Below are 26,890 nucleotides of genomic sequence, written 5' to 3' on the forward strand. Positions count from 1 at the left end.
ATTGCCGAGTGTTCAGCATAGGCAAAAATCGGCGCAATGGCGCCCGGCGCGGTTGGCAGGCAGCGGGCGTGCGCATCAGTTGCCGTGCCGCGATCACGATCCTGGCCGTGGCGGTGCCGCACGGATCGCGGCGGCCGCGCCGGTTGATGCGGTTGCGCACGTCCGCTCGCCTGGACTGCGCCCGCGGACCGGCGCCGACGCGCGCTCCCGGCAGCGCGCGCCGCGCTTGCCGCGAAAACCGCTCCGGCGCGGCGCGCGCTCACCCCGCCGCATCAGCCCCGACACCGACGAGCCGATACCCGACCCCCGTCTCGGTGATGATGTGCTGCGGCTGCGCCGGATCGGTCTCGAGCTTCTGCCGAAGATGTGCCATGTAGATCCGCAAATAGTGATGACTCTCGACATGCGACGGCCCCCACACGTCGCGCAACAATTGCCGGTGCGTCAGCACGCGCCCCGCGTGGCGCACGAGCGTCGCAAGCAGCCGGTATTCGAGCGGCGTCAGATGAACGACCTCGCCCGCGCGCCACACGCGGCGCAGCCCGAGATCGACGCTCACGTCGCCGAAGCTCACCTGCGGCGTCTCGGCCGCGCCGCCTTGGTTGCGCCGCCGCAAATGCGCGCGAATCCGCGCGAGCAGCTCGGATACGCCGAACGGCTTGGTCAGGTAATCGTCGGCGCCGGCGTCCAGCGCGGCCACCTTCTCCTCCTCGTGCGTGCGTGCCGATAGCACGATCACCGGCATTTCGGACCAGCCGCGCAGCTCGCGGATCACGTCCAGGCCGTCGCCGTCGGGCAGCCCGAGATCGACGATCGCGAGATCGGGCTTGCGTGTCGCCACTTCGATCAGCCCCTGGCGGCCGGTCTCGGCGTCGAACACCGCGATTCCCTCGTCCTCGAGCGCGGTGCGCACGAAACGGCGGATTTGCTTTTCGTCTTCGATCAGAACGACGGTGATGGTCGGTTCACTCATGGGTAGGCGGATGATCCGGGGAAACAGGCGCGGGCTCGGCGGCGCGGGGGGCGGCCGCCGCGGCGTTGGCGTTGGCGTTGGCGTTGGCGTTGGCGTTGGCGTTGGCGTTGGCGTCGGCGTTGGCGTTGGCGTTGGCGTCGGCGTCGGCGTCGGCGTTGGCGTCGGCGTTGGCGTCGGCGTTGGCGTCGGCGTTGGCGTCGGCGTTGGCGTCGGCGCCGGCAATGTCGAGCGTATCGTCGTCCGCCGCGCCCGGCGCGGGCGGCGGCGCGTCGACGGGCAACGTAAACCAAAAGCGCGCGCCTTCGACCGCGCGCCCGGGCGAAAGCCGGTTGAGCGCACCGATTTTACCGCCGTGCGCTTGAACGATCGCGCGGCAAATCGCCAAGCCAAGTCCGATGCCGGGCTTGGCCGATTCCTTCTCGCCGCGCGTGAATTTCTCGAAGATCCGCGCCTCCATGCCTGCCGGCAAGCCGGGCCCGTGATCGTCGACGCACACGCGCACGAACGGCGCGCCATCATCGACGATGTGCTCGGCGCTGATCTCGATCGGCGTATCGGGCGGCGCGTACTTCGCGGCGTTCTCGAACAGGTTCGCGAACAGCCGCTCCATCAGCACCGCGTCCATCTGCAACAGCGGCAGATCGGCCGGCAGCCGCACCTGCGCCGGATGGCGCGCCAGCACCCGCTTGCACGCGGCGAGCGCCGCGCCGACCGTCTCCTCGAGCAGCGACCACTGGCGCTTCAGTTGCAGGCTGCCCGCCTGCAACCGCGCCATGTCGAGCAGATTCGTGACGATGCCGGTCATGCGCAGCGCCTCGTCGTGAATCGATTCGACCAGCTCGTCCTCGCGGGCGCCCGCATGGCCGGCGCCGCGCGCGGCCGCCGCATGCGCGTTCACGAGCATCGACGACAGCCCGACGATCGCCGTGAGCGGCGTGCGCAAATCATGCGAGATCGCCGACAGCAGCGAGTTGCGCAACCGCTCGGATTCCATATTGACGAGCGCGTCGCGCGCGATGTCGACATAGTGGACACGCTCGAGCGCGAGCGCGATCTGCGCGGCGAATGCGTCGAGCATGCGCTGCTGCTCCGGCACTTCAAGCTCGCGCGGATCCTTCGTGACGACGGCGAGCACGCCGCGCGTGCGCATCGGCGCTTTCAGCGGCAGATAGCGCGCGGCCGCGGCGGGCAGCGTGTCGGTGCCGTGGCCCGCGGGCTTTTGCTGGTCGTACACCCACTGGCCGACGTCGACATCGAGCGCGCCGCCCGCGAGCGTCACCGCTTCGTCGGGGTTTTCGAGCTTCTGGCGGACCTTGTCCGCGCTGTCGGGCAGCAGCACCGCGACGCGCGCGCGAAACACCTCGGACACGTGGCGGCTGCCGATCTCGACGATCTGCTCGGTGGTGAGCGCCGCCCCCAGCTCACGCGCCATCGCATACATCGCGCCCGTGCGCCGCTCGCGGCGCTGCGCGATCTGCGCGCCGCGCGTGAGGCTCGACGTCAGATGGCTGATCACGAGCGACGTCAGCAGCATCCCGAAGAAGGTCAGCAGATATTGCGTATCGGATACCGAGAACGACATCCGCGGCGGCACGAAAAAGAAATCGAACGCGGCAACCGACAGGAACGACAGCAGCACGCCCGGCCCACGCCCGAGGCGCACCGCCGAAAACACCACGCCGAGCAAATACAGCATCACGAGATTGGTCAGATCGAGACTGCCGTGCAGCAGATTCGCGACGCCGGTGATCGCCGCGCAGATCATCGCCGCGTAGGCGTAGTTGCGCGGCGGCGAACGGCCGTCGATGACGGTGGACAGCGCGTCGCGCCACGCGCGCGCGGCGGGATCGAGCCCCGGGCGCGCGGCTTCGCCCGACGCGCCGCCGCCCGCGTGCGCACGGATCAGCATCAGATCGATGTCGCCCGCGCGCTCGGCCAGCTCCTCGCCGAACGGGCGCGCGAGACGCCGCATCAGCCCCGTCTTCGACGAGCCGCCCGCGACGATCTTCGATGCATTGCGCACCTGCGCATAGCCGATCAGCGCGGCAACGGCGTCGGTGCCCGTGAGCGTCGCCGTCTGCGCGCCCAGTTCGGCCGCGAGCTTCAGCGCGTTCAACGTGCGCTGGCGCAACGCGTCCGGCAGCCGCGCGAGACGCGGCGTTTCGACGTATACCGCGAGCCAGTCCGCCTTCAGGCTCGCGGCAAGCCGCGCGGCCGCGCGCACGAGCGTCGGCGCCTCGGGGCCGGGACCGACGCAGACGAGCAGCCGCTCGCGCGCCTGCCAGATCCGCTGGATCGAACGGTCGGCGCGGTATTCGCGCATCTGCGCGTCGACGCGATCGGCCGTGCGGCGCAGCGCCAGCTCACGCAGCGCGATCAGATTGCCCTTGCGGAAGAAATTGCGCACCGCGCGCTCGGCCTGCTGCGCGATATAGACCTTGCCGTCGCGCAGCCGGCTCAACAGTTCGTCGGCGGGAAGATCGACGAGCGTGACTTCGTCGGCGGCGTCGAACACGCGATCGGGCACGGTCTCCCACACGCGGATGCCGGTAATCGCGCCGACCACGTCGTTCAAGCTTTCCAGATGCTGGACGTTGACGGTCGTATAGACGTCGATGCCGGCATCGAGCAGTTCGTACACGTCCTGCCAGCGCTTCAGGTGCCGCGCGCCCGGCACGTTCGAATGCGCAAGCTCGTCGACCAGCACGAGCTGCGGCTTGCGCGCGAGCGCCGCATCGAGATCGAACTCGCCGATCGAGCGGCCGCGATAGACAATCCGCGCGAGCGGCAGCACGTCCAGGCCTTCGACGAGCGCGGCCGTCTCGCGGCGCCCGTGCGTCTCGACGATGCCGACCAGCACGTCGACGCCGTCTTGCCGGCGCGCACGCGCGGCTTGCAGCATCGCATAGGTCTTGCCGACGCCCGCCGACGCGCCGAAGAAGATCTTCAGCTTGCCGCGCTGCTGCTTTTCCTCTTCTCGCTGGATCTTGTCGAGAAGTTCATCGGGATCGGGGCGGTTCATGCGAGGCGGGCGTTTCCGTGGCGCGGCGGACATTGAATCATTGTCGTTCCAAAACGCAAAAAAGGGAAAGGACGGCGCGAATGCGCCGTCCTGACGTCATCGGGCATGACGGAGGCGGCCGGCAGAGCGGCCGGCTCGGTGGTCCCGCCAAGGGCCAAACCAAAGGCCAAACCAGGGGCCAACCCCAGTGGCTAACTCAGCGACCGGCGCGGGCGCCGCGCGAACGATGCGCGCGCCGCCCGCGCCGGTCAGTGCGCGGCTTGAGCGGCTTGAGCGGCTTGAGCGGCTTGAGCGGCTTGAGCGGCTTGAGCGGCTTGAGCGGCTTGAGCGGCCTGAGCCGCCTGAGCCGCCTGAGCCGCGTCCAGCGCGAGGTTCAGCTTCAGCACGTTCACCCGCGCCTCGCCGAGCAGGCCGAACTGCCGGCCCGCGGTATGGTCGGCCACGAGCCGCCGCACGTCGGCTTCCCGCAGATGGCGCGCATTCGCGACGCGCGCCACTTGGTAGTCGGCCGCGGCCGGGCTGATCTCCGGATCGAGGCCGCTGCCCGAGGCCGTCACGAGATCGACGGGCACGGGCTTGGACAGATCGGTGCCGGCGGCCTTCAGCGCGTCGAGGCGCCCTTTCACCTGATCCTTCAGCGACGGGTTGAGCGGCCCGAGGTTCGAGCCGCCCGAATTGGCCGCGTTGTACGGCATCGGGCTCGTCGCCGACAGGCGGCCCCAGAAGTACTGCGGCGCGTCGAACGACTGGCCGATCAGCGCGGAGCCGACCACCTGGCCGTTCTTCTCGATCAGGCTGCCGTTCGCCTGCGACGCGAACACGGCCTGGCCGAAAGCCGTCATCACGGCCGGATATGCGAGCCCGGTCACGGCGCACAGCACGGCGAACACGACGATGAGCGGACGAAACAATGATTTCATGGCGATGTTCCTTTGAATGCCGACCTCAAACCCAACCCAACGCGGCGAGCACGACGTCGATCAGCTTGATGCCGACGAACGGCACGAGAATCCCGCCGAGGCCGTAGACCAGCAGGTTGCGGCGCAGCAGCGCCGCGGCGCCGAGCGGCCGGTATCTGACGCCCTTGAGCGCGAGCGGGATCAGCAGCACGATGATCAACGCGTTGAAGATCACCGCCGACATGATCGCCGACGCGGGGGTGGCCAGATGCATCACGTTCAGCGCGTTCAATTGCGGGTAGGTCGTCGCGAACGCGGCCGGAATGATCGCGAAATACTTCGCGATGTCGTTGGCGATCGAGAACGTGGTCAGCGAGCCGCGCGTCATCAGCATCTGCTTGCCGATCTCGACGATCTCGATCAGCTTGGTCGGGTTCGAATCGAGGTCGACCATGTTGCCCGCCTCCTTTGCCGCTTGCGTGCCGGTGTTCATCGCCACCGCGACGTCGGCTTGCGCGAGCGCGGGCGCATCGTTGGTGCCGTCGCCCGTCATCGCGACCAGCCGCCCGGCCGACTGATGCTCGCGGATCGTCGCGAGCTTGGTCTCGGGCGTGGCCTCGGCGAGGAAATCGTCGACGCCCGCCTCGGCCGCGATCGCCGCCGCCGTCAGCCGGTTGTCGCCCGTCACCATCACGGTCTTGATGCCCATCTTGCGCAGCTCGGCAAAGCGCTCCTTGATGCCGCCCTTCACGATGTCCTTCAGCTCGATCACGCCGAGCACGCGCGCGGTGCGCGTGAGCGTCGCCACTGCGTCGCCTGCCGCCGCGTGCTCGCCGGCCGCTGCGCGCTGCATCTCGGCGACCACGAGCGGCGTGCTGCCGCGCCGCGAGATGTCCGTCACCGCGCTCGCCACTTCGGCCGGAAATCGCCCGCCGTGCGCGTCGACGTATTTCCTCACCGCGTCCGCCGCGCCCTTTCTGATTTCGCGGCCAGGCAGATCGACGCCGCTCATGCGCGTGTGCGCGGAAAATGGCAGGAAGGTCGCATGCAGCGCGCCCATGTCGCGCTGGCGGATGTTGAAGCGTTCCTTCGCGAGCACGACGATGCTGCGGCCTTCGGGCGTCTCGTCGGCAAGCGACGAGAGCTGCGCGGCGTCGGCGAGCGCCTCCTCGGACACGCCCGGCGCGGGCACGAACGCCGATGCCTGACGGTTGCCGAGCGTGATCGTGCCGGTCTTGTCGAGCAGCAGTACGTCGACGTCGCCCGCGGCCTCGACCGCGCGGCCCGACGTCGCGATCACGTTCGCCTGCATCATCCGGCTCATCCCGGCCACGCCGATCGCGGACAGCAAACCGCCGATCGTCGTCGGAATCAGGCACACGAGCAGCGCGACGAGCGCGGTGATCGTCACCACGTGGCCGGCCTTCATCGCCGCCACCGAGAACATCGAGAACGGCAACAGCGTCGCGGTGGCAAGCAGCATCACGATCGTCAGTGCGACGAGCAGGATCGTCAGCGCGATCTCGTTCGGCGTTTTCTTGCGCTTCGCGCCTTCGACCATCGCGATCATCCGGTCGAGAAACGCCTCGCCGGGATTGGCCGTCACCCGCACGACGATCCAGTCGGACAGCACGCGCGTGCCGCCCGTCACCGACGAAAAGTCCCCGCCCGACTCGCGGATCACCGGCGCGGATTCGCCGGTGATCGCCGATTCGTCGACCGAGGCGACCCCGTCGATCACCTCGCCGTCGGCCGGAATCGTGTCGCCCGTCTCGACGAGCACGATGTCGCCGCGGCGCAGATCGCTCGCGGTCGTGATCCGCACCGACGCTTTCGGGTTCGGCGCGTCGAGCTTCTTCGCGATCACGTCCTTCTTCGCGCTGCGCAGCGACGCGGCCTGCGCCTTCGAACGCCCTTCGGCAAGCGCCTCGGCGAAGTTCGCGAACAGCACGGTGAACCACAGCCACAGCGACACCGCGAGAATGAATCCCGCGGGCGCTTCGGCCTGCCCCATCAGCGCGGCCGCCCACAGGATCGTCGTCAGGATGCTGCCGGCATACACGCAGAACATCACCGGATTGCGGAACTGCGTGCGCGGCGTGAGTTTTTTGAATGAATCGACGATCGCCGGGCGCACGAGCGCCAGGTCGAACATCGATCGCGTAGCGGAATGTTGAGTCATTGCGATCCTCAAACGCGCGGGTCCGGTTGTGGCGGACGCCGCGCCAAAATCCTCTTGTTTGCGCCGCGCACGCTCATTGCGCGCCGGCGAACATCATCAGGTGCTCGACGCCGGGGCCGAGCGCGAGCGCCGGCACGTAGGTCAGCGCGCCGACCAGCAGCACCGTGCCGAGCAACAGCACGACGAACAGCGGCCCGTGCGTCGGCAGCGTGCCGGCCGTCGCGGCAATCCGCTTCTTCGCGGCCAGCGAGCCCGCGATCGCGAGCACCGGCACGATCGTGCCGAAGCGGCCGAACCACATCGCGATCGCCGTCAGCCAGTTATAGAACGGCGTGCCGACCGACAAGCCCGCGAACGCGCTGCCGTTGTTGTTCGCGGCCGAGCTGAGCGCATACAGGACTTCCGAGAAGCCATGCGGGCCGGGATTGGCGATACCGGCGCGGCCCGCGTCGGCCAGCACGGCGATCGACGTGCCGACCAGCACGAGCAGCGGCGTGAGCAGCACGACGATCGACACCATCTTCATCTCATACGATTCGATCTTCTTGCCGACATATTCGGGCGTGCGGCCGATCATCAGGCCCGCGACGAACACCGCGAGCAGCGCGAACACAAGCATCCCGTAGAGGCCGGAGCCGACGCCGCCGAAGATCACCTCGCCCAATTGCATCAGCAGCATCGGCACGAGGCCGCCGACGGGCGTGAGCGAATCGTGCATCGCGTTGACCGCGCCGCACGACGCGGCCGTCGTCGCCACGACGAACAGGCTCGTCTGCGCGATCCCGAAGCGGGTTTCCTTGCCTTCCATATTGCCGCCCGCCTGCTGCGCGCCCGCCGCCTGATCGACGTTCAGCGACGCGAGCGCGGGCGTGCCCGCCTGCTCGGCGCCAGCCTCCACGCCGATCGCGACCGCAAACGCGATCGTCATCGCCGCGAGCACCGCGAAACCCTGCCTGCGATCGCCGATCATGTGGCCGAATACGACGCAGAGCGCGGCGGGAATGATCAGGATCGCGAACATCTCCACGAAGTTCGAGAACGGCGTCGGGTTTTCGAACGGATGCGTGGAATTGCCGTTGAAGAAGCCGCCGCCGTTGGTGCCGAGCATCTTGATCGCTTCCTGCGACGCCACCGGGCCCATCGCGAGCGTCTGCGACTTCACCTGCGTCGGCACGCTCACCGGATTGCCCTGCGCGTCCTTGACCGGATTGCCCTGCGCGTCGAGCTTCGGCGCGGCGTAGGTGGTGGCCTGCAACGTCGGCACCTCCTGGTACGCCTTCAGGTTCTGAATCACGCCCTGGCTCATCAGCAGCGCGGCGATGATCGCCGCCATCGGCACCAGCACGTACAGCGTCACGCGCGTCACGTCGACCCAGAAATTGCCGATCGTCTGCGCGCTGTGCCGCGCGAAGCCGCGAATCAGCGCGATCACGACGACAATGCCGGTCGCCGCCGACAGGAAGTTCTGCACGGTCAGGCCGAGCATTTGCGTCAGATAGCTGACGGTCTGCTCGGGCGTGTAATCCTGCCAGTTCGTGTTCGTGACGAACGACACGGCGGTATTGAACGCGCCGTCGACCGTCATCGCGCCGAGGCCTTGCGGATTGCCCGGCAGCAGCCCCTGCACGCGCAGCAGCGCGTAAAGGAACAGCACGCCGAGCGCGTTGAAGGCGATCGTCGCGATCGCATACTGCTTCCAGCCCATCTCCGCTGCCGGATCGATGCCCGCGAGCCGGTACAGCACGCGTTCGAGCGGGCCGAACACCCGCACGATCACCGACGAGCCGTCCATCACGCGCGTCAGATAACGGGCGACCGGCACGGCCGCCGCCAATAAAACGACGACGAACAGCGCCGCCTGCAACCCATTGTTCGCGTTCATTCGATATCCTCCGCGCGCAGCAGCGCATAGACGAGATACGCGAACAGCAACGCGCTCGAGATCCCCGCCAGCCACAGCATCCAGCTCATGAACGCCCCCCGCGACCGTATTGCGCAAGCTTTTCGCAACCGGCGATCAGCCCGAAGATCAGCACCGCAAAAAGTGCGAGACCTCCTATGTACACCGCATCCATTTCTTGTTTCTCCGTGTTCCAGATAGAACCGGTCACACGTTAGAGGAATACGCGTAAAGGGCAGGTCAAGGATTTCGCGCCGTATGCAAAAATTTCGTAAACGACGACGGGGCGTCCGGCCCTCAGCCGACGCCCCGTCATGCGCTTGCCCGGATGGTTCGCGTCAGGGAATCAGAACCGTCGATCCCGTCGTGCGGCGCGCCTCGAGATCGCGATGTGCATCGGCCGCGCGCTCGAGCGCGTAACGCTGGCGGATGCTCGTCTTCACGCGGCCCGAGGCGATCACGTCGAACAGTTCCGCCGCGCTGCGCTCGAGATCGTCGCGCTTCGCGATGTACGAGAACAGCGTCGGCCGCGTGAAGAACAGCGAGCCGCGCGACGAGAATTCCTTCGAATCGATCAGCGGCAGCGGCCCCGACGCATTGCCGAAGCTGACGAACAGCCCGAGCGGGGCAAGGCAGTCGAGCGAGCCGACATAGGTGTCGTGACCGATCGAATCGTAGACGACGGGCACGCCCGCGCCGTTCGTGATCGCCTTCACGCGCTCGGCGAAGTTCTCGCGCGTGTAGACGATCGGATGGTCGCAGCCGTGCGCGGCCGCGAGTTCGGCCTTCGCGTCGGAGCCGACGGTGCCGATCACCGTCGCGCCGAGCGCCTTCGCCCATTGGCAAACGAGCAGGCCAACGCCGCCCGCCGCCGCGTGGATCAGGATCGTGTCGCCCGCCTTCACCGGATACGTGCGGCGCAACAGGTATTGCGCGGTCAGCCCTTGCAACATCACCGAGGCCGCGTCATCGTAGCCGATCGCATCCGGCAGCTTGACGAGCTTGTCGGCGCTCAGCACGCGCTCTTGCGCATACGCGCCCGGCGGCTGCGCCACATACGCGACGCGATCGCCCGGCTTGATCCCCGCCACGCCGTCGCCGACGGCGCTCACCTCGCCCGCCGCCTCCATCCCCAGCCCGCCCGGCAGCGGCTGCGGATACAGGCCGGTGCGGAAATAGACGTCGATGTAGTTGAGGCCGACCGCGTGCTGGCGGATACGAACCTCGCCCGGCCGCGGATCGCCGACGTCGACGTCGACCCACTTCAAGACCTCCGGGCCGCCCGGCTGGTCGTATCGAATGGCTTTCGGCATGCTGTGCTCCTCTGTCGATCGGTGTGTGGACGAATGCGGCGGCCGGCGCGTGGCGCGGCGACCGCACTGCGCTGCAATGCAGCGCGCCGCACGATTATTGCGCGCGCCGCGCGTTCTTGCATCGCCCTGATTGCGTCAGGGATAACGGGGGATGAGAAAGAGGCGTGGCACCGGGCCGGCGTGACGCGGTGCGATTGGATGCGGCGGCGCGGACAGGGGTGCAGTGCTCTGCTGTGATGCGATGCGGCGTGGTGCGATGCGGCGTGGTGCAGTGCAGTGCAGTGCAGTGCAGTGCAGTGCGGTGCGGTGCGGTGCGGTGCAGTGCCATGCGATGCGGTGCCGTGCGATGCGATGCGATGCGATGCGATGCGATGCGATAAAACGCTGCCATACCGCGCGCCGGCCGTGCGGGCACACGCGACGGCGCAGCGCGTTTCGATACACCGCGGTGCGATCCGATGCGGTTCGATTCAGTTCGATGCGCCGCGATGCGACAAAACCGCGCCATCCAGCCCGGCCCGGCAAACGCACGCGACGGCGCAGCGCCTGCACTGCAATACGCCGCGCGTCACTCGGCAAAACGCGGCGCAAAGCATGCGCCCGCGTGCCGTCAGCCCGGCGCCCGCAGCCTGCGCGCCAACTCCGCGAGCAGCACGCGCGCGGTCGCCACATTGGTCGCGCACGGCACATCGTGGACGTCGCAGGCCCGCACGAGCGCGGTGATATCCGGATCGTGCGGCTGCGCGGTCATCGGATCGCGCAGGAAGATCACGATGTCGACCTGCCCGTCGGCAAGTTCCGCGCCGATCTGCAAATCGCCGCCGAGCGGCCCGGAACGCTTGCGCTCGACCTCGAGCCCATGCGCGGCCGCGATCCGGCCGCCCGTCGTGCCGGTTGCGACGAGCCGGCATTGCGCGAGCGTGTCGCGGTATTCGCCCGCGAGCGCGACGATATCGTCCTTCTTCGCGTCATGCGCGATCAGCGCGATGCGAGGTGTGCTCATCTCCAATCCTTCGGCTATTGCTTCGTGATCGTGTGGAATCGCCGCGCCGCAACGCGGCGCCGGCGTCAGAACGTGCCGGGATACGCGCCGCCGTCGATCAGCCAGTTCTGCCCGGTGATGTAGCCCGCATGCGCGCTGCACAGAAACGCGCACGCGGCGCCGAACTCGTCGGGCGTGCCGAGCCGCCGTGCGGGAATCTCGCTCGTGCGCCGCGCGCGCACCTCGTCGAGCGTCTTGCCGCTCGCTTTGGCCGCGGCGGCGAGCGTCGTCGCGATCCGGTCGGTATCGAAGAAGCCGGGCAGCAGGTTGTTGATCGTCACGTTGTGCTCGGCGACCTTGCGCGCGAGCCCCGCGACGAAGCCCGTCAGCCCCGAGCGCGCGCCGTTCGACAGTGCGAGCACGTCGATCGGCGCCTTCACCGCCGAACTCGTGATGTTGACGATGCGCCCGAAACGGCGCGCGATCATCCCGTCGACGCTCGCGCGGATCAGCTCGATCGGCGTGAGCATGTTCGCGTCGAGCGCGCGGATCCAGTCGTCGCGCGAGAAATCGCGAAAATCGCCGGGCGGCGGGCCGCCCGCGTTCGTCACGAGGATATCGGGCTGCGGGCACGCGGCGAGCGCGGCCGCGCGGCCTTCGGGCGTCGTGATGTCGCACGCGACGGCCGTCACGTCCGCGCCCGTTTTCGCGCGAATCTCGGCCGCGGTCGCGTCGAGCGTGGCCGCGGTCCGCGCGACGATCACAAGCTTCACGCCCTCGGCCGCGAGCGCCTGCGCGCATCCGCGTCCGAGCCCCTTGCTGGCCGCGCATACGAGCGCGGTCCGTCCTGCGATGCCGAAATCCATTGAACGGGCTCCTTGCCGACGTTTGACGAAAATCCGATGCAATCGGTGCCATCCGATAGCCGAACGTCGATAATATCCGGATCGCGCGGGCTCATTTCGGTAAACTTGCGGCTGTTTCGCGCGAGCGCCCACCCGGCCCGCGCGCCCCGGAATCCCCTTGAGCGCCGCCTTCATGAAACAGGACAGCCGTTTCCCGAATCTTTTCATCCTCGATCACCCGCTGATCCAGCACAAACTCACGCACATGCGCGACAAGGACACGTCGACACGCACGTTCCGCGAGCTGCTGCGCGAGATCACGCTGCTGATGGGCTACGAGATCACCCGCAACCTGCCGATCACGACCAAGCGGGTCGAAACGCCGCTCGTCGAGATCGACGCGCCCGTGATCGCCGGCAAGAAGCTCGCGATCGTGCCGGTGCTGCGCGCGGGCGTCGGCATGTCGGACGGCCTGCTCGAACTGATCCCGTCCGCGCGGGTCGGCCATATCGGCGTGTACCGCGCGGACGACCATCGCCCCGTCGAGTATCTGGTGCGGCTGCCGGATCTGGAAGACCGGATCTTCATCCTGTGCGACCCGATGGTGGCCACGGGCTACTCGGCCGCGCATGCGGTCGACGTGCTCAAGCGTCGCGGCGTGCCTGGCGAGCGGATCTCGTTTGTCGCGCTCGTCGCCGCGCCGGAGGGCGTGCAGGTGTTCCAGGACGCGCATCCGGACGTGAAGCTCTACGTCGCGTCGCTCGATTCGCATCTGAACGCCGACGCATACATCATTCCCGGCCTGGGCGACGCGGGCGACCGCCTGTTCGGCACGAAAAACTGACCGCGGCCGGCGCGCGCCGCATATCGGCCCGACACGCGCCGCTCACGCGCGCCTCAGGCGGCGCAAGCCGCCGGCCCCGGCGCGGTCCGCTGCGCCGCATAAAAGGCAGCCGGCCTTCGCCCCGGCTTGGCGCCCGCGATTGTGATGGTGCGGGCACTGGGCACTGGGCACTGGGCATCGGGCACCGGGCACCAAGCCCCGACGCGCCACACGCTCGCGCTTGCCGCCGCCAAAGCGGCAAGCGCCGCGTGATAAAATTTTGTTTTACTCGACGACGCGCGGCCCGCTCGATCTCGAAGCAGGCACTCGCCGCGCTTCGCGCGGCCGCCGACTCTCAACGACAGACACTTGGTTAAGCGCCGGCGCGCAACGCGCGCGGGCGGACGGAGAAAAGCATGGCTGGTCACTCGAAATGGGCCAACATCAAGCATAAAAAAGCAGCGGCCGACGCGAAGCGCGGCAAGATCTGGACGCGCCTCATCAAGGAAATCCAGGTGGCCGCGCGCCTGGGCGGCGGCGATCCGGGCTCGAACCCGCGCCTGCGCCTGGCGGTGGACAAAGCAGCCGACGCGAACATGCCGAAGGACAACGTCAAGCGCGCGATCGATCGCGGCGTCGGCGGCGCGGACGGCGCGAACTACGAGGAAATCCGCTACGAAGGCTACGGCATCGGCGGCGCGGCGATCATCGTCGACACGCTCACCGACAATCGCACCCGCACCGTCGCGGAAGTGCGCCACGCGTTCTCGAAATTCGGCGGCAACATGGGCACCGACGGCTCGGTCGCGTTCATGTTCGATCACGTCGGCCAGTTCCTGTTCGCGCCGGGCACGCCGGAGGAAAAGCTGATGGAAGCCGCGCTCGAGGCCGGCGCGAACGACGTCAACACGAACGACGACGGCTCGATCGAAGTGCTGAGCGACTGGCAGGAATTCTCGAAGGTGAAGGACGCGCTCGAAGCGGCGGGCTTCAAGGCGGAACTCGCCGAAGTCACGATGAAGCCGCAAAACGAAGTCGAATTCACCGGCGACGACGCCGTCAAGATGCAAAAGCTCCTCGACGCGCTCGAAAATCTCGACGACGTGCAGGAGGTCTACACCAACGCCGTGATCGTCGAGGCATAACGATGCCGCGCGGCCGCCCTTTCGCTGCGACCAGACGAAAGGCGGCCGCAGCCGTTTTTCGCGGCCGGCCCGCGCATCGCGCGCCGGCCGCGCAAACGGCCGTCCTATTTTCTAGTCTGCGGGGAATCCCATGAAATTACTCGTCGTCGGCTCCGGCGGCCGCGAACACGCGCTCGCCTGGAAGCTCGCCCAATCGCCGCGCGTCCAGCTCGTCTACGTTGCGCCCGGCAACGGCGGCACCGCGCAGGACGAGCGCCTGAAGAACGTCGATCTGACTTCGCTCGACGATCTCGCCGATTTCGCCGAAGCCGAGCAGGTCGCGTTCACGCTGGTCGGCCCGGAAGCGCCGCTCGCCGCGGGCATCGTCAACCACTTCCGCTCGCGCGGCCTGAAGATCTTCGGCCCGACGAAGGAAGCCGCGCAGCTCGAAAGCTCGAAGGACTTCGCGAAGGCGTTCATGAAGCGCCACGGCATCCCCACGGCCGACTACGAAACGTTCACCGACGCGGCCGCCGCGCACGCATACCTCGACGCGAAGGGTGCGCCGATCGTCGTGAAGGCCGACGGGCTCGCGGCCGGCAAGGGCGTGGTCGTCGCGACGACGCTGGAGGAGGCGCATGCGGCCGTCGACATGATGCTGTCCGGCAACCAGCTCGGCGAAGCGGGCGCGCGCGTCGTGATCGAGGAATTCCTCGACGGCGAGGAAGCGAGCTTCATCGTGATGGTCGACGGCAAGCATGCGCTCGCGCTCGCCTCGAGCCAGGATCACAAGCGCCTGCTCGACGGCGACCGCGGCCCGAACACGGGCGGCATGGGCGCGTATTCGCCCGCGCCGATCGTCACGCCGCAAATGCACGCGCGCGTGATGCGCGAGATCATCATGCCGACCGTGCGCGGCATGGAGAACGACGGCATCCGCTTCACGGGCTTCCTGTACGCGGGCCTGATGATCGACCGCGACGGCAATCCGCGCACGCTCGAATTCAATTGCCGGATGGGCGACCCGGAAACGCAGCCGATCATGTCGCGCCTGAAGAGCGATTTCTCGAAGGTCGTCGAGCAGGCGATCGCGGGCACGCTCGATACGGTCGAGCTTGACTGGGACCGCCGCACCGCGCTCGGCGTCGTGCTCGCCGCGCACGGCTATCCGAACGCGCCGAGAAAAGGCGACCGGATCAACGGCATCCCGGAGGAAAACGCGCACGCGGTGACGTTCCATGCGGGCACGACGCTCGACGGCGACAAGCTCGTCACGTCGGGCGGCCGCGTGCTGTGCGTGGTGGGCCTCGCCGATTCGGTGCGCGGCGCCCAGCAGGCCGCATACGAAACGATCAACCAGATTCACTTCGAAGGCATGCAGTACCGCCGCGACATCGGCCACCGCGCGCTGAACCGCAAGCCGTCCTGAACGCCGCGCGCACGCCGAATGTGGCGCGCGCGGAGGCCCGCCGGCCGGCGGGCCGCGCCGCATGCGCGGGCTGCGGCGGGATGCGGCGGGCTGCACGCGCCGGCCTGCCGTTGCGTTGCCTGCCGTGATCATGACGCCGCGCTGCGCCGCCGTGACGGAGCGCTCCCGCACCGGGCGCTAAAATACCCGACAAGAAGCTATTTTTAGCGGCGTCCGGACGACGGAAGCCGCCTCTCATCCGATGACCGACTCGAACTACGACGTCAACCGTGTACGCGCGTATCTGCAAGACTTGCAGACGCGCATCGCCGACGCGCTCGGCGCCTTCGACGGCACCGCGCTGTCCACCGACGCGTGGCGGCGCGGCCCCGGCGAGCGGCTGCGCGGCGGCGGCACGACGCGCATCCTCGAGGATGGCGGCTTCTTCGAGCGCGCGGGCATCGGCTTTTCCGACGTCGCGGGCGACGCGCTGCCGCCGTCCGCGAGCGCCACACGCCCGCAACTCGCCGGACGCGGCTTCGAGGCGCTCGGGGTATCGCTCGTGCTGCACCCGCGCAATCCGCACTGCCCGACCGTGCACATGAACGTGCGGATGCTGATCGCGACGAAACCGGGCGAGGAGCCGGTATTCTGGTTCGGCGGCGGCATGGACCTGACGCCGATTTACGGCTACGAGGAAGACGCGCGGCATTTCCACCAGACCTGCCGCGCGGCGCTCGATCCGTTCGGCGCCGAGCTGTATCCGCGCTTCAAGAAATGGTGCGACGATTACTTTTATCTGAAGCACCGCGGCGAGGCGCGCGGCGTCGGCGGCATCTTCTTCGACGATTTCTCCGAGCCGGGCTTCGAGCGCGCGTTCGATCTGCTGCAAAGCGTCGGCAATGCGTTCCTGCCCGCATATCTGCCGATCATCGAGCGCCGCCGCGACACGCGTTACGGCGAGCGCGAACGCGCATTCCAGGCGTACCGGCGCGGCCGCTACGTCGAATTCAACCTGGTGTTCGACCGCGGCACGCTGTTCGGCCTGCAAAGCGGCGGGCGCACCGAGTCGATTCTGCTGTCGATGCCGCCGACGGCAAACTGGCGCTACGATTGGCGCCCCGAGCCGGGCACGCCGGAGGCGCGCCTCTACAGCGATTTTCTCGTACCGCGCGACTGGGCATGAACCGCTTCGCCGCCCGCCGCGACACCCGCGCCCAAGGACACGCGCCGCCCGCCTCGCCCCGCCTCGCCCCGCTGCCGCGCCGCATCGGCATTCTGGGCGGTACGTTCGATCCGATTCACGACGGACATCTCGCGCTCGCGCGCCGCTTCGCCGACGTGCTGCGGCTCACCGAACTCGTGCTGATGCCGGCGGGCCAGCCGTATCAGAAACGGGACGTGTCGGCGGCCGGGCATCGGCTCGCGATGGCGCGCGCGGCGGCCGGCTCGCTCACGCTGCCGGGCGTGGCCGTATCGGTGGCGACCGACGAGATCGAGCACGCCGGCCCGACCTACACCGTCGAGACGCTCGCGCGCTGGCGCGCGCGTCTGGGTCCCGACGTCTCGCTGTCGCTGCTGATCGGCGCCGATCAGCTCGTGCGGCTCGATACGTGGCGCGACTGGCGGCGCTTGTTCGAGTTCGCGCACGTGTGCGCGGCGACGCGGCCGGGCTTCGATTTCGCCGCCGCGCCGCCCGCCGTCGCCGCCGAGATCGCGCACCGGCAAGCGAGCGCCGCCGTGCTGCAGGCAACGCCCGCCGGCTGCCTGCTGATCGACACGGCGCTCGCGCTCGACGTCGCCGCCACCGATATCCGCGCGCACTTGCGTGAATGCATCGCGCGCCGCGCGCAGGTGCCCGACGCATCCGCCGAACATGTGCCCGCCGCCGTGTGGGCCTATATTCTTCAACATCGTCTCTACCATCCCTGACTCATGGATATCCGCAAACTCCAACGCGTGATCGTCGACGCCCTCGAAGACGTCAAGGCGCAAGACATCAAAGTGTTCAACACGAGCCACCTGACCGAACTGTTCGACCGCGTGATCGTCGCATCCGGTACGTCGAACCGGCAGACCAAGGCGCTTGCGTCGAACGTGCGCGACAAAGTCAAGGAAGCCGGCGGCGACGTCGTCAGCTCGGAGGGCGAAGACACGGGCGAATGGGTGCTTGTCGATTGCGGCGACGCGGTCGTCCATATCCTTCAGCCGGCGCTGCGCCAGTACTACAACCTCGAGGAAATTTGGGGCGACAAGCCGGTTCGGATGAAGCTCGGCAGCCCGGCGCCCCACGCGCGCGGAGCGCGCGCCGCCGACGAAGCCGACGTGGATGACGTGGACGACGATGAGACCGACGAGCGCGCCGCTGCGCCGGCGCCCGTGCGCGCGCCGCGCAAGAGCGCCGCGCGCCGCCGCTGACGCGGCGCGAGCGCTGCGCCGGCGCCCCTGCCGCGCGGGTCGTCTGCTCGCGTCTCTTTCGCCCTCCTTTCAGCCTTTTCGCTCTTCATGAAACTGCATATCGTCGCGGTCGGCCACAAGATGCCGGACTGGATCGCGGCCGGCTTCGACGAATACGCGAAGCGCATGCCGCCCGAATTGCGCATCGAGCTGCGCGAAGTGAAGCCCGAGCTACGCTCGGGCGCGCGCAGCGCCGACAGCGTGATGGCCGCCGAGAAACAACGCATCGATGCTGCGCTGCCAAAAAACGCGCGCGTCGTCGCGCTGGACGAGCGCGGCCGCGACTGGACCACGATGCAGCTTGCACAGGCGCTGCCCACATGGCAGCAGGACGGCCGCGACGTCGCGTTCGTGATCGGCGGCGCGGACGGCCTCGATGCGCAGCTTAAGTCGCGCGCCGAACTGCTGCTGCGCGTCTCGAGCCTCACGCTGCCGCACGGCATGGTGCGCGTCCTGCTCGCAGAACAGCTTTACCGCGCGTGGAGCATCACGCAGAATCATCCCTATCACCGCGCATGAGCGGGCGTCGTCCCGACGCGTCGCGCATGCGCTCGATAACACCAAGAACCATGCCCGAGCACGCTCCCCCACCCTACCCGTTCATTTACCTCGCATCGCAAAGCCCCCGGCGACGCGAATTGCTGGATCAACTCGGCGTGCGCCACGAACTGCTGCTGCCGCGCGCCGACGAGGACGCCGAAGCGCTCGAGGCCGAGCAGCCCGGCGAGACGCCCGATCATTACGTGCTGCGCGTGTGCGTCGCGAAGGCGCACGCGGCGCGCGCGCGGCTCGTCGCGAGCGGCAAGCCGGCCGCGCCCGTGCTCGTCGCCGATACGACCGTGACGATCGACGGCGCGATTCTCGGCAAACCCGACGACGCCGCGCACGCGCTCGCGATGCTCACACGCCTTGCCGGGCGCACGCATCAGGTGCTGACCGCCGTGGCCGTGATCGACGCCGCGGGCGAACTGATGCCGCCCGCGCTGTCACGCTCCGAGGTCCGCTTCGCACCGGCGGACGCCGCCGCGCTCGAGCGCTACGTCGACAGCCGCGAGCCGTTCGGCAAGGCGGGCGCGTATGCGATCCAGGGGCGCGCGGCCGAATTCGTCGAGCGGATCGACGGTTCCCATTCAGGTATCATGGGTCTGCCCCTCTTTGAGACTGCGACGCTGCTGCGCGCCGCGCGCGTCGCCTTCTAAACTCATCATGAACGAAGAAATCCTGATCAACGTCACGCCGCAGGAAACGCGGGTCGCGCTCGTCCAGCAAGGCGCGGTGCAGGAGCTTCACGTCGAGCGCACGATGTCGCGCGGGCGCGTCGGCAACATCTATCTCGGCAAGGTGGTGCGCGTGCTGCCCGGCATGCAGTCGGCATTCATCGATATCGGCCTCGAGCGCGCGGCGTTCCTGCACGTCGCCGACATCTGGCAGCCGCGCCCGGCGGGCGACGCGCCGTCGAGCGCGCCGCACCAGCCGATCGAGAAGATCGTGTTCGAGGGGCAGACGCTGATGGTTCAGGTGATCAAGGACCCGATCGGCACGAAGGGCGCGCGGCTGTCGACGCAGATCAGCATCGCGGGCCGCACGCTCGTTTATCTGCCGCAGGAGCCGCATATCGGCATCTCGCAGAAAATCGAAAGCGAGGCCGAGCGCGAAGCGGTGCGCGCGCGGCTCACCGCCGTCATCCCCAGCGAGGAAAAAGGCGGCTACATCGTGCGCACGATCGCCGAGGATGCGACCAGCGAGGAACTCGCCGCCGACGTCGCCTATCTGCGCAAAACCTGGGCGACGATCGTCGCGCAAGGGCAGCGGCTGCCCGCGACGAGCCTGCTGTATCAGGATCTCGACCTCGCGCAGCGCGTGCTGCGCGACTTCGCGAACGACGATACGACGCGTATCCAGATCGATTCGCGCGAGACGCACGAGCGGCTTGCCGAGTTTGCCGCCGCGTTCACCCCGGCCGTGAGCGTCAAGCTGCACCACTACACCGGCGAGCGGCCGCTGTTCGACCTGTACAACATCGAGACCGAAATCCAGCGCGCGCTGTCGCGGCGTGTCGATCTGAAGTCGGGCGGCTATCTGATGATCGACCAGACCGAGGCGATGACCACGATCGACGTGAACACCGGCGGCTACGTCGGCGCGCGCAACTTCGACGACACGATTTTCAAGACGAACCTCGAAGCCGCGCACACGATCGCGCGGCAGCTTCGGCTGCGCAACCTCGGCGGCATCATCATCATCGATTTCATCGACATGGAAAACGCCGAGCATCGTGACGCCGTGCTCGCCGAGTTGAAGAAGGCGCTCGCGCGCGACCGCACGCGCGTAACGGTCAACGGCTTTTCGCAGCTCGGGCTCGTCGAGATGACTAGAAAGCGCACGCGCGAATCGCTCGCGCACGTGCTCTGCGAGCCGTGCCCGGTGTGCCAGGGCAAGGGGCAGGTGAAAACCGCGCGTACCGTCTGCTATGACGTGCTGCGCGAAATCCTGCGCGAATCGCGGCAATTCAATCCGCGTGAGTTTCGCGTGATCGCGTCGCAGCAGGTGATCGACCTCTTTCTCGACGAGGAATCACAGCATCTCGCGATGCTGATCGATTTCATCGGCAAGCCGGTGTCGTTGCAGGTGGAGTCGAATCTGAGTCAGGAGCAGTACGACATCGTGCTGATGTAGCGCCCGCGGCCTGCGCGATCCCGCAACGCCGCGCCGCGCGCCGCGTTGCATGCTTGTCATCCATCGAGCCGCTTCGTCCAGTCCTCGGCCGCGCCGGTGATCAAGCGCCGCTCGAGCAGCCCGCGCCACGACGCCGGCAGCGCGTCGACGCGCAACAGCGCTTCGAGCGCAGCGGCATCGAGCGCGCGCCGGTACAGCACGTCGAGCACACGCGCGAGCGGCCACTGCGGGTGCGGCCGCTCGCGCAATGCGAGCCCGGCGCCGGGCTCCACCCAGCCTTCGTCGAGTACGCGGTAATACCAGCCGGTGCGCCCGCTTTGCTGAACGCATGCGGCCATCCCCGGGAACCCGAAGCGCACGTTGAGCTTCCAGCACGGCTGCCGGGACTGCGATACCTGCAACATCGCGCCGCCGAGCGTGAAGACGTCGCCCACGCACACGTCGCGCTCGGTGATGCCCAGCGTCGACAGGTTTTCGCCAAACGCGCCCGGCCGGGCAAGCACATCGCGCGGGCCGATCCGCGCGGCCCATAGCGGATAGTGGTCGAACGCATAGTGATGCACCGCCTTGTCCGGGCCGCCATGATGCTTGTGATCGGCCTGCTCGTCGCCGGCAAACCCGTCGCGGGCAAGCCATATGCGCTCGCGCACCGGCCGCTTGTCGATCGCGCTCGCGTGCGGCGTGCGGGCGAGCGGCCGTGCCGCGCCGATCAATAACGCGTGGAGCGGCGTAATCGTCGGCTGCCCGCGCGCCGTTGCGTTCACGGATGCGCCGCGTCGCGCAGCGCGTCGAGAATCGCGCCCAACTCGCGCGTCCTCGATTCGCCAAGCGGATGCAGCGGCTTGCGCGGCTCGCCCGCGTCGAAGCCCGTCAGCCGCAGCCCCGCCTTCACCGTGACGGGCAGCCCGCCCGCGACGATGAACTGCAACAGCGGCAATTGCCGGTGGAATACGTCGCGGGCCGCCGCGAGATCGCCCGCCTGCATCGCGTCGAACAACGCGAGCGGCAAGCGCGCGTTCAGGTTCGGCGCGGCGGTGCACCAGCCGGTCGCGCCGGCCGCGAGCGCGGCGAGCGCCATCGGATTGCTGCCGTTGTAGAACGGAATCGCGCCTTCGCCCAGTTGCGCGAGCCGGTGCATGCGCTTGATGTCGCCGGTGCTCTCCTTGACCATCGTGACGTTGTCGACCGTGCGGAAGATGCGCGCAATCAACTCGGGCGACATGTCGACACCGCTCGTGGCCGGGTTGTTGTACAGCATGATCGGTATGCCGATTGCGTCGCCGATCGCGCGGTAGTGGTCGACGATCTCGTCGTCGCCCAGCTTCCAGTACGACACGGGCAGCACCATGACAGCGTCGGCGCCCGCCTGCTCGGCGAATCGCGCACGGCGCACCGCGCCGGCGGTGGTGAGTTCGGAGATGCCGACGACGGTCGGCACACGGCCGGCGACGGCACGAATCGACGCCGTCGCAACGGCCTGCCATTCGTCATCCGACAGATAGGCGCTCTCGCCCGTGCTGCCGAGCGGCGCGATGCCGTGCACGCCGCTTGCGATCAAGCGTTCGATGAGCGCGCACAGCGCGGGCGTGTCGAGCCGGCCGTCGGCGGAAAAGGGCGTGACAGGATAGGCGATGATGCCCTGCAAGAGGTTGGACATAGGTAAAGGGGCTCAGAGAGTGATCGGGATTGCCGGTCCGAAATATCGCCGGCGCGGCGCGCGCATCCGCGCGATTCAACCCAAACAATCGGGGTGACGACGCAGCGCGCGGCGCGCGTAATAAGCGAAGGTCACCGCGTCGCGCTTGGGCGTCGAGATCCAGTCATGCGCGTCGGCCGCGAGCGCGGGCGGAATCGGCTTAATCGAGCCCGCCGCCATCGCGAGCAGTTGCAGCCGCGCCGCGCGCTCGATCAGGATGGCAAGCATGCAGGCCTCCTCGATCGTCTTGCCGACGACTAGCTGGCCATGATGCGACAGCAGAATCGCGCGTTTGCTGCCGAGCGCGTTCGCGATGATCTCGCCCTCCTCGTTGCCGACGGGCACGCCGGGCCACTCCTTCAGGAACGCGCAATCGCCGTAGAGCGGGCACGTATCCATATGCGAGACGGCGAGCGGCTCTTCGAGCATCGACAGCGCGGCGACATGCGCCGGATGCGTGTGGATGATGCAGTTCACATCGGCGCGCGCGCGATAGATCCACGTATGGAAGCGGTTCGCCGGATTCGGAATGCCTTGGCCGTCGATCACTTCGAGATCCTGATCGACCTGCAGCAGGTTCGACTCGGTGATCTCGTCGAAACCGAGCCCGAGGCGCTGGGTGTAATAGGTGTGCGGCGCATCGGCGCGACAGGTAATCTGTCCGGCTAGGCCGGAATCATGCCCGTCGTCGAACAGAATCCGGCACGTGAGCGCAAGCTTCTCGCGTGCGCTCCAGCCACTGTCTGCCATTTCATTATCGAGCCGCCGCTGCGCGAGCGCGACAAGCTCGTGCTTGCCCATCTTCAAGGTATCGACCATACCGCCTCCGACGCGTAAAGGATGTGTGCGGTGCCTGTGATGCGCGATGACGCACATCAAGAACACAAAGTGAATTATATGACACAAAGTGTCATGCGATACAATGGGTTTTTTAAAAGACATTGCTTGTCATGACGATTCGCCTGAAGCTTTTGAGAAGGCAGAAGGGATGGACGCTCGACGTGCTGGCCGAAGCAAGCGGCCTCACGAAGAGCTATTTGTCGAAAATCGAACGTGGGCTGAGCGTGCCGTCGATCGCGGTGGCGCTCAAACTGTCGAAGGTGTTGCAGATCGATGTCGAGCAACTGTTTTCCGAAGGCCGGGATCGGGAGCTGATCGTGCTCACCCGCGCGGGCGAGCGCACGCCGATGGGCAGCGCGGCCGATGCGCACGCACGCATGTACGAGAGCATCGCGGCGGGCGCCGCGCCGAAGAAGCTATTGCCGTTCGTCGTGCATCCGCCGCGCGATTACGTGAAGTCGGCATTTCGCGAGCACGAAGGCGAGGAGATGTTGTTCGTCCACAAGGGAAGCGTCGAAGTCGAATTTCCGAGCGAGACGATCAAACTGAAAACGGGTGACTCCGTCTATTTCAATGCATTGATCCCGCACCGCATGCGCAGCGTCGGCGCGACGCAGGCGGAGGTACTGGTCGTGGTGAGCAACGACGAAGGTTTGCACGACGACGGCTCGCGATAGCACGCGGCGCAATATACGCGCCCGCGGTACGTCGCACGCGTGCTGCCATCAGCCATCAAGCCGGCCCGGTCGATGAAAACGGCCCAGCTCGGCCGTCGGCGGTACAACAAGCATAAAAAAGCGCTGCCCGCGTGCCGCGAAGCGGCATCACGGAATTCCCGAAAGCGGTTCGGATAACCCGCGAAGCCGCTTTCCAACCCGCCAACCGGGCCGGGACATGGGGATTCAATCTTCTTGGATGTGGATGCCCGTTGTCTGCCTGCGCGTCTCCTCCCCCGCTTCTGGGCTGATATAGCCCTCGCCGTCCCTTTTCAACGTGGCGCGCAATACTCTTTCTTCACGGGAAATCATCGAATCGGTAATCGATCCCCTCCTGGGCCCGAACCCTCGTGGCGCAATGCTGGCGCCGCTCGCGGGTAATGCTTCAGCAGGCGGCATGGGTTGCGTCACAGACGGCGGCACACGATAGCTTGGGCTCGCGCTCGATACCAGGAATGGATAATAGGCTGATTCCGGCAATGGCTGGCTGAACGCCGGGTTTGACGAAGGTTCATACGATGCCATTCTTCGCGCATGAAACTGAATGGACTCGGCTTCTTTTTCGGCATTGATCCTCTCCAGCCGCGCTTGATTTTCAGTTCCGATTTGATAAAAAAGCGACAATAAAGCACTCGTTACTGATATGGCGTCATTCGACGCTTTAGAACCCGATGGCCATTCGCTTGCATGCGCCCGCGCCGATGTATACGCGCCCGTCGAGGCCAAGCCCTCGACGGGCGCATCGCACTTCGCCGCAGATGCCGCACCGCTGGACGGTCGGTCGTTGATAGGCAACGGAAACGGCATGGGCCATGCGTCTTTCGTCTTTTTCTTCCGAGCCGAATCCACATCCTCGTCCTTCTTATCTTTTACCGGGGCCTTGTCGATTAAAAACTTTCTAAGCCTCTCTTTCCTGATCTGCCCAGCGGTTTTCCCCTGCCGTCCGAGAAGTTTATTCACCAGCCCATACTTCGCGCTTGCCGCCTCCTCTCTTTCAGCGGCATCCCTCTCCATTTCCTTGTTTATTTCCTTCACGGCATTCAAATTATTCAATTCCACGCGCTCGTGAAAATCCATATTTTTTTCATGAACGGTTTCCGTCAGGCTCGAATTATTTTCCAGAGCCTTCCGATACTCATTCATCACTCTTTTTTCCAATTCCCGAATCGGCAAATTCTTTTGACGATCGGGCATGCCACGGAATTCGAATAAAACAAGTCCGTTTTTCTCGTCAACGCCCATCGCACCCATTCCATAGTCTTTCTGACCTTTATTGCCGTTGTGCAACCGATAACCCCGCGGCGGCGACATCAGATCTTTAATCAATTCGCCTTCACCGCGTCCATTTATGATGGACGCAAACCAATCCTTGATCGTGCTGCCTCGCTGCTTACCCCGATCGTCCTGCGTTTCATATTCCATCGCGAAGACGTATTGCTCCGGGTCCTCGCACCCCAAGGCCTTCATCAAGATGGGTACTGTTTCGCCTTCATCCGTAAGAAGCAGCTTGCGCATGACACTTCGATCGCCGTCGTCCAGCAGCGTCGAAAATATCGAGCAAAAATCGCTGCGCGCTTCCATCCTGAATCTCACGTGAATCGTGCTGCCGGACGGAATTGCTTTACGCGACTGCGCCCTGGCCAAATACATATTCAGCAGACTGACAAACCCTTCCACCTTTTTGCTCAAAACCCAACCATGATGCTTGAGAACATAGTTTCTTACGTTCTCCGTCATGGCTTTGATGCCTCTGAAGCGCGGGTCGATCTCATCGAAATCTTTCTGTACTTTTTTATATTTCGATTCACCGGTGTAATACAAGGGATCGATTTCCTCGATCATTTCCGGCAGTTTCTCGAGACTGACGCCCCACGTCGTTTGCAGTACGGCCGTCATTTCCGCTTTCTTGATCTGCAGCACGGGTAAATTGCTGCATCCGGTAGGTTGCAACGTGCTCTGCGCCCCCGGCTTTTTGATCCGCAGTTGGCAATCGGCCACCAGATCCACGTTCATACCTTCGACCAATTTCCTGAGCCGCACCTCCACCGATTCGCCTTCTCTTTTCTTGTTGAGTTCTAATCCGCTTTGGCGGATTTTATTGCAGACGGCGGCGATTTCCCTTATGACCTCCCGCACCTCGTCCTTACTCGCCAATGGCACGGTCACGAATTCGAGATCGAGCCCCGCCCTGGTCTCGTCACACACCAATTTCCATTTCTTATCCTTGGACTCGAGTAAAACGTCGTGCTGGCGAAGCGGCCGACCGTCGCCGGTATTGCCCTCTACCAAGACGCTATCGATTTCGATTTCCATTCCAAATCCAGCGCGGACCGGTTCGCTTGGCATCGGGGCAACCGCTGTTGGCGCGCGGATCGGCGAAGCGCTCGGCGTGGACCACTCCTTTCGCGGCAGCCCATTGAGAGACGCGAATCCGCCCATCTGCGGCCAGCTTGCGCGCCTGACCGCCTTGGTCGTGCACGGCTGCTTATTGCTCGGTGAATCCGACTCTCCGCACGGATGACTCGAAATCGCGCAGGAAGCGCCATGGATCGAGGAGCTTTGCTTAGGCATCAGTACGCTCCTCAACGATCGATACAGGAAAGCGCGGTGACGATTGCGCAATCCACTGCCGGACCATGCGACGAAGCAGGCTTGTCGCATTCCGATAAATTGTCGAACGAATTCATTTACGTCTCCATTATTGTTGTGGGTTGCACGTTCGTTTCGAGCATCGCGCCAATATTTACGAAGTAATAGTCCCACTCTCGTATCCGCCCGCCGATCTTAACGCCGTCCGGCACGCAGGATGCCGTTACTTTTAACCGACATCCGAGTTATTTGATAGGCCGCCGCCATCCCCCATATAGAAAATATACGAAATAATATCCGCCAAAACGAAATAATTCAGTGAAACACCGTTTTAAAATTAATTCGTCTAAATAAATTAAGCGCTTTCGCAATCGGAGCGAGACGCGTATTTTTTCGCACGGCCCGGACCGCTTCGCCATCGTTTCGAGCACCGTGTAACACCGGC

The 26,890-nt window shown here is 66.2% G+C and carries 22 protein-coding genes and 1 pseudogene; 10 read left to right on the top strand and 13 right to left on the bottom strand.

Annotation, left to right across the window (positions count from 1 at the left end; genetic code table 11):
• Positions 1 to 259 precede the first annotated feature (259 nt).
• From kdpE to AQ611_RS13190, 9 genes and pseudogenes are all read right to left on the bottom strand, one after another.
• Entirely contained in the window at positions 260 to 973 is a 714-nt protein-coding gene (gene kdpE, locus AQ611_RS13145) for a two-component system response regulator KdpE (RefSeq protein ID WP_069234771.1), read from the bottom strand.
• A complete protein-coding gene (locus AQ611_RS13150) occupies positions 966 to 3,995 on the bottom strand; it encodes a DUF4118 domain-containing protein (protein ID WP_069234772.1) in 3,030 nt (1,009 codons plus the stop codon). Before AQ611_RS13150 ends, kdpE begins: the two co-directional genes overlap by 8 nt.
• 344 nt (positions 3,996 to 4,339) lie before the next feature.
• Positions 4,340 to 4,915: pseudogene (gene kdpC / locus AQ611_RS13155) on the bottom strand (potassium-transporting ATPase subunit KdpC); the annotation flags it as partial.
• Positions 4,916 to 4,940: 25 nt separating this feature from the next.
• The gene (gene kdpB / locus AQ611_RS13160; RefSeq protein ID WP_069234773.1) at positions 4,941 to 7,076 is read right to left on the bottom strand and encodes a potassium-transporting ATPase subunit KdpB; all 2,136 of its coding nucleotides are present in this window, start codon (positions 7,074 to 7,076) and stop codon (positions 4,941 to 4,943) included.
• A 73-nt stretch (positions 7,077 to 7,149) separates the two neighbouring features.
• On the bottom strand, positions 7,150 to 8,958 hold the full coding sequence (gene kdpA / locus AQ611_RS13165; RefSeq protein ID WP_069234774.1) for a potassium-transporting ATPase subunit KdpA: 1,809 nt from the start codon (positions 8,956 to 8,958) through the stop codon (positions 7,150 to 7,152).
• Positions 8,955 to 9,047 carry a K(+)-transporting ATPase subunit F gene (gene kdpF, locus AQ611_RS13170; protein WP_059513110.1) on the bottom strand — a complete coding sequence of 31 codons (93 nt, stop codon included), beginning with the start codon at positions 9,045 to 9,047 and terminating at the stop codon, positions 8,955 to 8,957. The genes kdpA and kdpF overlap by 4 nt, the downstream gene beginning before the upstream one ends.
• A 267-nt stretch (positions 9,048 to 9,314) precedes the next feature.
• The gene (locus AQ611_RS13175) at positions 9,315 to 10,289 is read right to left on the bottom strand and encodes a quinone oxidoreductase family protein (protein ID WP_059513106.1); all 975 of its coding nucleotides are present in this window, start codon (positions 10,287 to 10,289) and stop codon (positions 9,315 to 9,317) included.
• A 610-nt stretch (positions 10,290 to 10,899) separates the two neighbouring features.
• Positions 10,900 to 11,292, bottom strand: a complete 393-nt coding sequence (locus AQ611_RS13185; RefSeq protein ID WP_059513102.1) for a methylglyoxal synthase — start codon at positions 11,290 to 11,292, stop codon at positions 10,900 to 10,902.
• Between the two features lie 65 nt (positions 11,293 to 11,357).
• Entirely contained in the window at positions 11,358 to 12,137 is a 780-nt protein-coding gene (locus tag AQ611_RS13190) for an SDR family oxidoreductase (RefSeq protein ID WP_059513101.1), read from the bottom strand.
• A 172-nt stretch (positions 12,138 to 12,309) separates the two neighbouring features.
• On the opposite strand from AQ611_RS13190, the gene upp reads away from it, so the two are divergent.
• The 9 genes from upp to rng all read left to right on the top strand — a co-directional run bounded on the left by upp (position 12,310) and on the right by rng (position 20,604).
• The gene (upp, locus tag AQ611_RS13195) at positions 12,310 to 12,960 is read left to right on the top strand and encodes a uracil phosphoribosyltransferase (RefSeq protein ID WP_059513099.1); all 651 of its coding nucleotides are present in this window, start codon (positions 12,310 to 12,312) and stop codon (positions 12,958 to 12,960) included.
• A gap of 395 nt (positions 12,961 to 13,355) precedes the next feature.
• Positions 13,356 to 14,084 carry a YebC/PmpR family DNA-binding transcriptional regulator gene (locus AQ611_RS13200; RefSeq protein ID WP_059513097.1) on the top strand — a complete coding sequence of 243 codons (729 nt, stop codon included), beginning with the start codon at positions 13,356 to 13,358 and terminating at the stop codon, positions 14,082 to 14,084.
• A 130-nt stretch (positions 14,085 to 14,214) separates the two neighbouring features.
• On the top strand, positions 14,215 to 15,492 hold the full coding sequence (gene purD, locus AQ611_RS13205; RefSeq protein ID WP_059513095.1) for a phosphoribosylamine--glycine ligase: 1,278 nt from the start codon (positions 14,215 to 14,217) through the stop codon (positions 15,490 to 15,492).
• A gap of 241 nt (positions 15,493 to 15,733) precedes the next feature.
• Positions 15,734 to 16,657: an oxygen-dependent coproporphyrinogen oxidase gene (gene hemF, locus AQ611_RS13210; protein WP_059513082.1), complete on the top strand. Its 924-nt coding sequence runs from the start codon at positions 15,734 to 15,736 to the stop codon at positions 16,655 to 16,657.
• A complete protein-coding gene (locus AQ611_RS13215) occupies positions 16,654 to 17,403 on the top strand; it encodes a nicotinate-nucleotide adenylyltransferase (protein ID WP_069234776.1) in 750 nt (249 codons plus the stop codon). The genes hemF and AQ611_RS13215 overlap by 4 nt, the downstream gene beginning before the upstream one ends.
• A 3-nt stretch (positions 17,404 to 17,406) precedes the next feature.
• Positions 17,407 to 17,889, top strand: a complete 483-nt coding sequence (gene rsfS / locus AQ611_RS13220) for a ribosome silencing factor (RefSeq protein ID WP_069234777.1) — start codon at positions 17,407 to 17,409, stop codon at positions 17,887 to 17,889.
• A gap of 87 nt (positions 17,890 to 17,976) precedes the next feature.
• Positions 17,977 to 18,447 (top strand): 23S rRNA (pseudouridine(1915)-N(3))-methyltransferase RlmH, encoded by a 471-nt coding sequence (gene rlmH, locus AQ611_RS13225; RefSeq protein WP_069234778.1) that lies wholly within the window; start codon positions 17,977 to 17,979, stop codon positions 18,445 to 18,447.
• A 50-nt stretch (positions 18,448 to 18,497) separates the two neighbouring features.
• Positions 18,498 to 19,127, top strand: a complete 630-nt coding sequence (locus tag AQ611_RS13230) for a Maf family protein (RefSeq protein ID WP_059513074.1) — start codon at positions 18,498 to 18,500, stop codon at positions 19,125 to 19,127.
• A 7-nt stretch (positions 19,128 to 19,134) separates the two neighbouring features.
• A complete protein-coding gene (gene rng, locus AQ611_RS13235; RefSeq protein ID WP_059513072.1) occupies positions 19,135 to 20,604 on the top strand; it encodes a ribonuclease G in 1,470 nt (489 codons plus the stop codon).
• A 56-nt stretch (positions 20,605 to 20,660) separates the two neighbouring features.
• Here the strand turns inward: rng and AQ611_RS13240 are convergent, their stop codons facing one another.
• From AQ611_RS13240 to AQ611_RS13250, 3 genes are all read right to left on the bottom strand, one after another.
• The gene (locus tag AQ611_RS13240; RefSeq protein ID WP_069234779.1) at positions 20,661 to 21,368 is read right to left on the bottom strand and encodes an MOSC domain-containing protein; all 708 of its coding nucleotides are present in this window, start codon (positions 21,366 to 21,368) and stop codon (positions 20,661 to 20,663) included.
• Entirely contained in the window at positions 21,365 to 22,261 is an 897-nt protein-coding gene (locus tag AQ611_RS13245; protein WP_069234780.1) for a dihydrodipicolinate synthase family protein, read from the bottom strand. Before AQ611_RS13245 ends, AQ611_RS13240 begins: the two co-directional genes overlap by 4 nt.
• Before the next feature lie 75 nt (positions 22,262 to 22,336).
• Positions 22,337 to 23,119 carry an aldolase gene (locus tag AQ611_RS13250; protein WP_059513068.1) on the bottom strand — a complete coding sequence of 261 codons (783 nt, stop codon included), beginning with the start codon at positions 23,117 to 23,119 and terminating at the stop codon, positions 22,337 to 22,339.
• A gap of 131 nt (positions 23,120 to 23,250) precedes the next feature.
• Here AQ611_RS13250 and AQ611_RS13255 point away from each other — a divergent pair, with 131 nt between their 5' ends.
• Positions 23,251 to 23,817 (top strand): helix-turn-helix domain-containing protein, encoded by a 567-nt coding sequence (locus AQ611_RS13255; protein WP_059513066.1) that lies wholly within the window; start codon positions 23,251 to 23,253, stop codon positions 23,815 to 23,817.
• A 225-nt stretch (positions 23,818 to 24,042) separates the two neighbouring features.
• Here the strand turns inward: AQ611_RS13255 and AQ611_RS13260 are convergent, their stop codons facing one another.
• A complete protein-coding gene (locus tag AQ611_RS13260) occupies positions 24,043 to 26,169 on the bottom strand; it encodes a hypothetical protein (protein ID WP_069234781.1) in 2,127 nt (708 codons plus the stop codon).
• Between the last annotated feature and the right edge of the window lie 721 nt (positions 26,170 to 26,890).

This window comes from Burkholderia singularis (genome assembly GCF_001718875.1).
Classification (GTDB): domain Bacteria; phylum Pseudomonadota; class Gammaproteobacteria; order Burkholderiales; family Burkholderiaceae; genus Burkholderia; species Burkholderia singularis.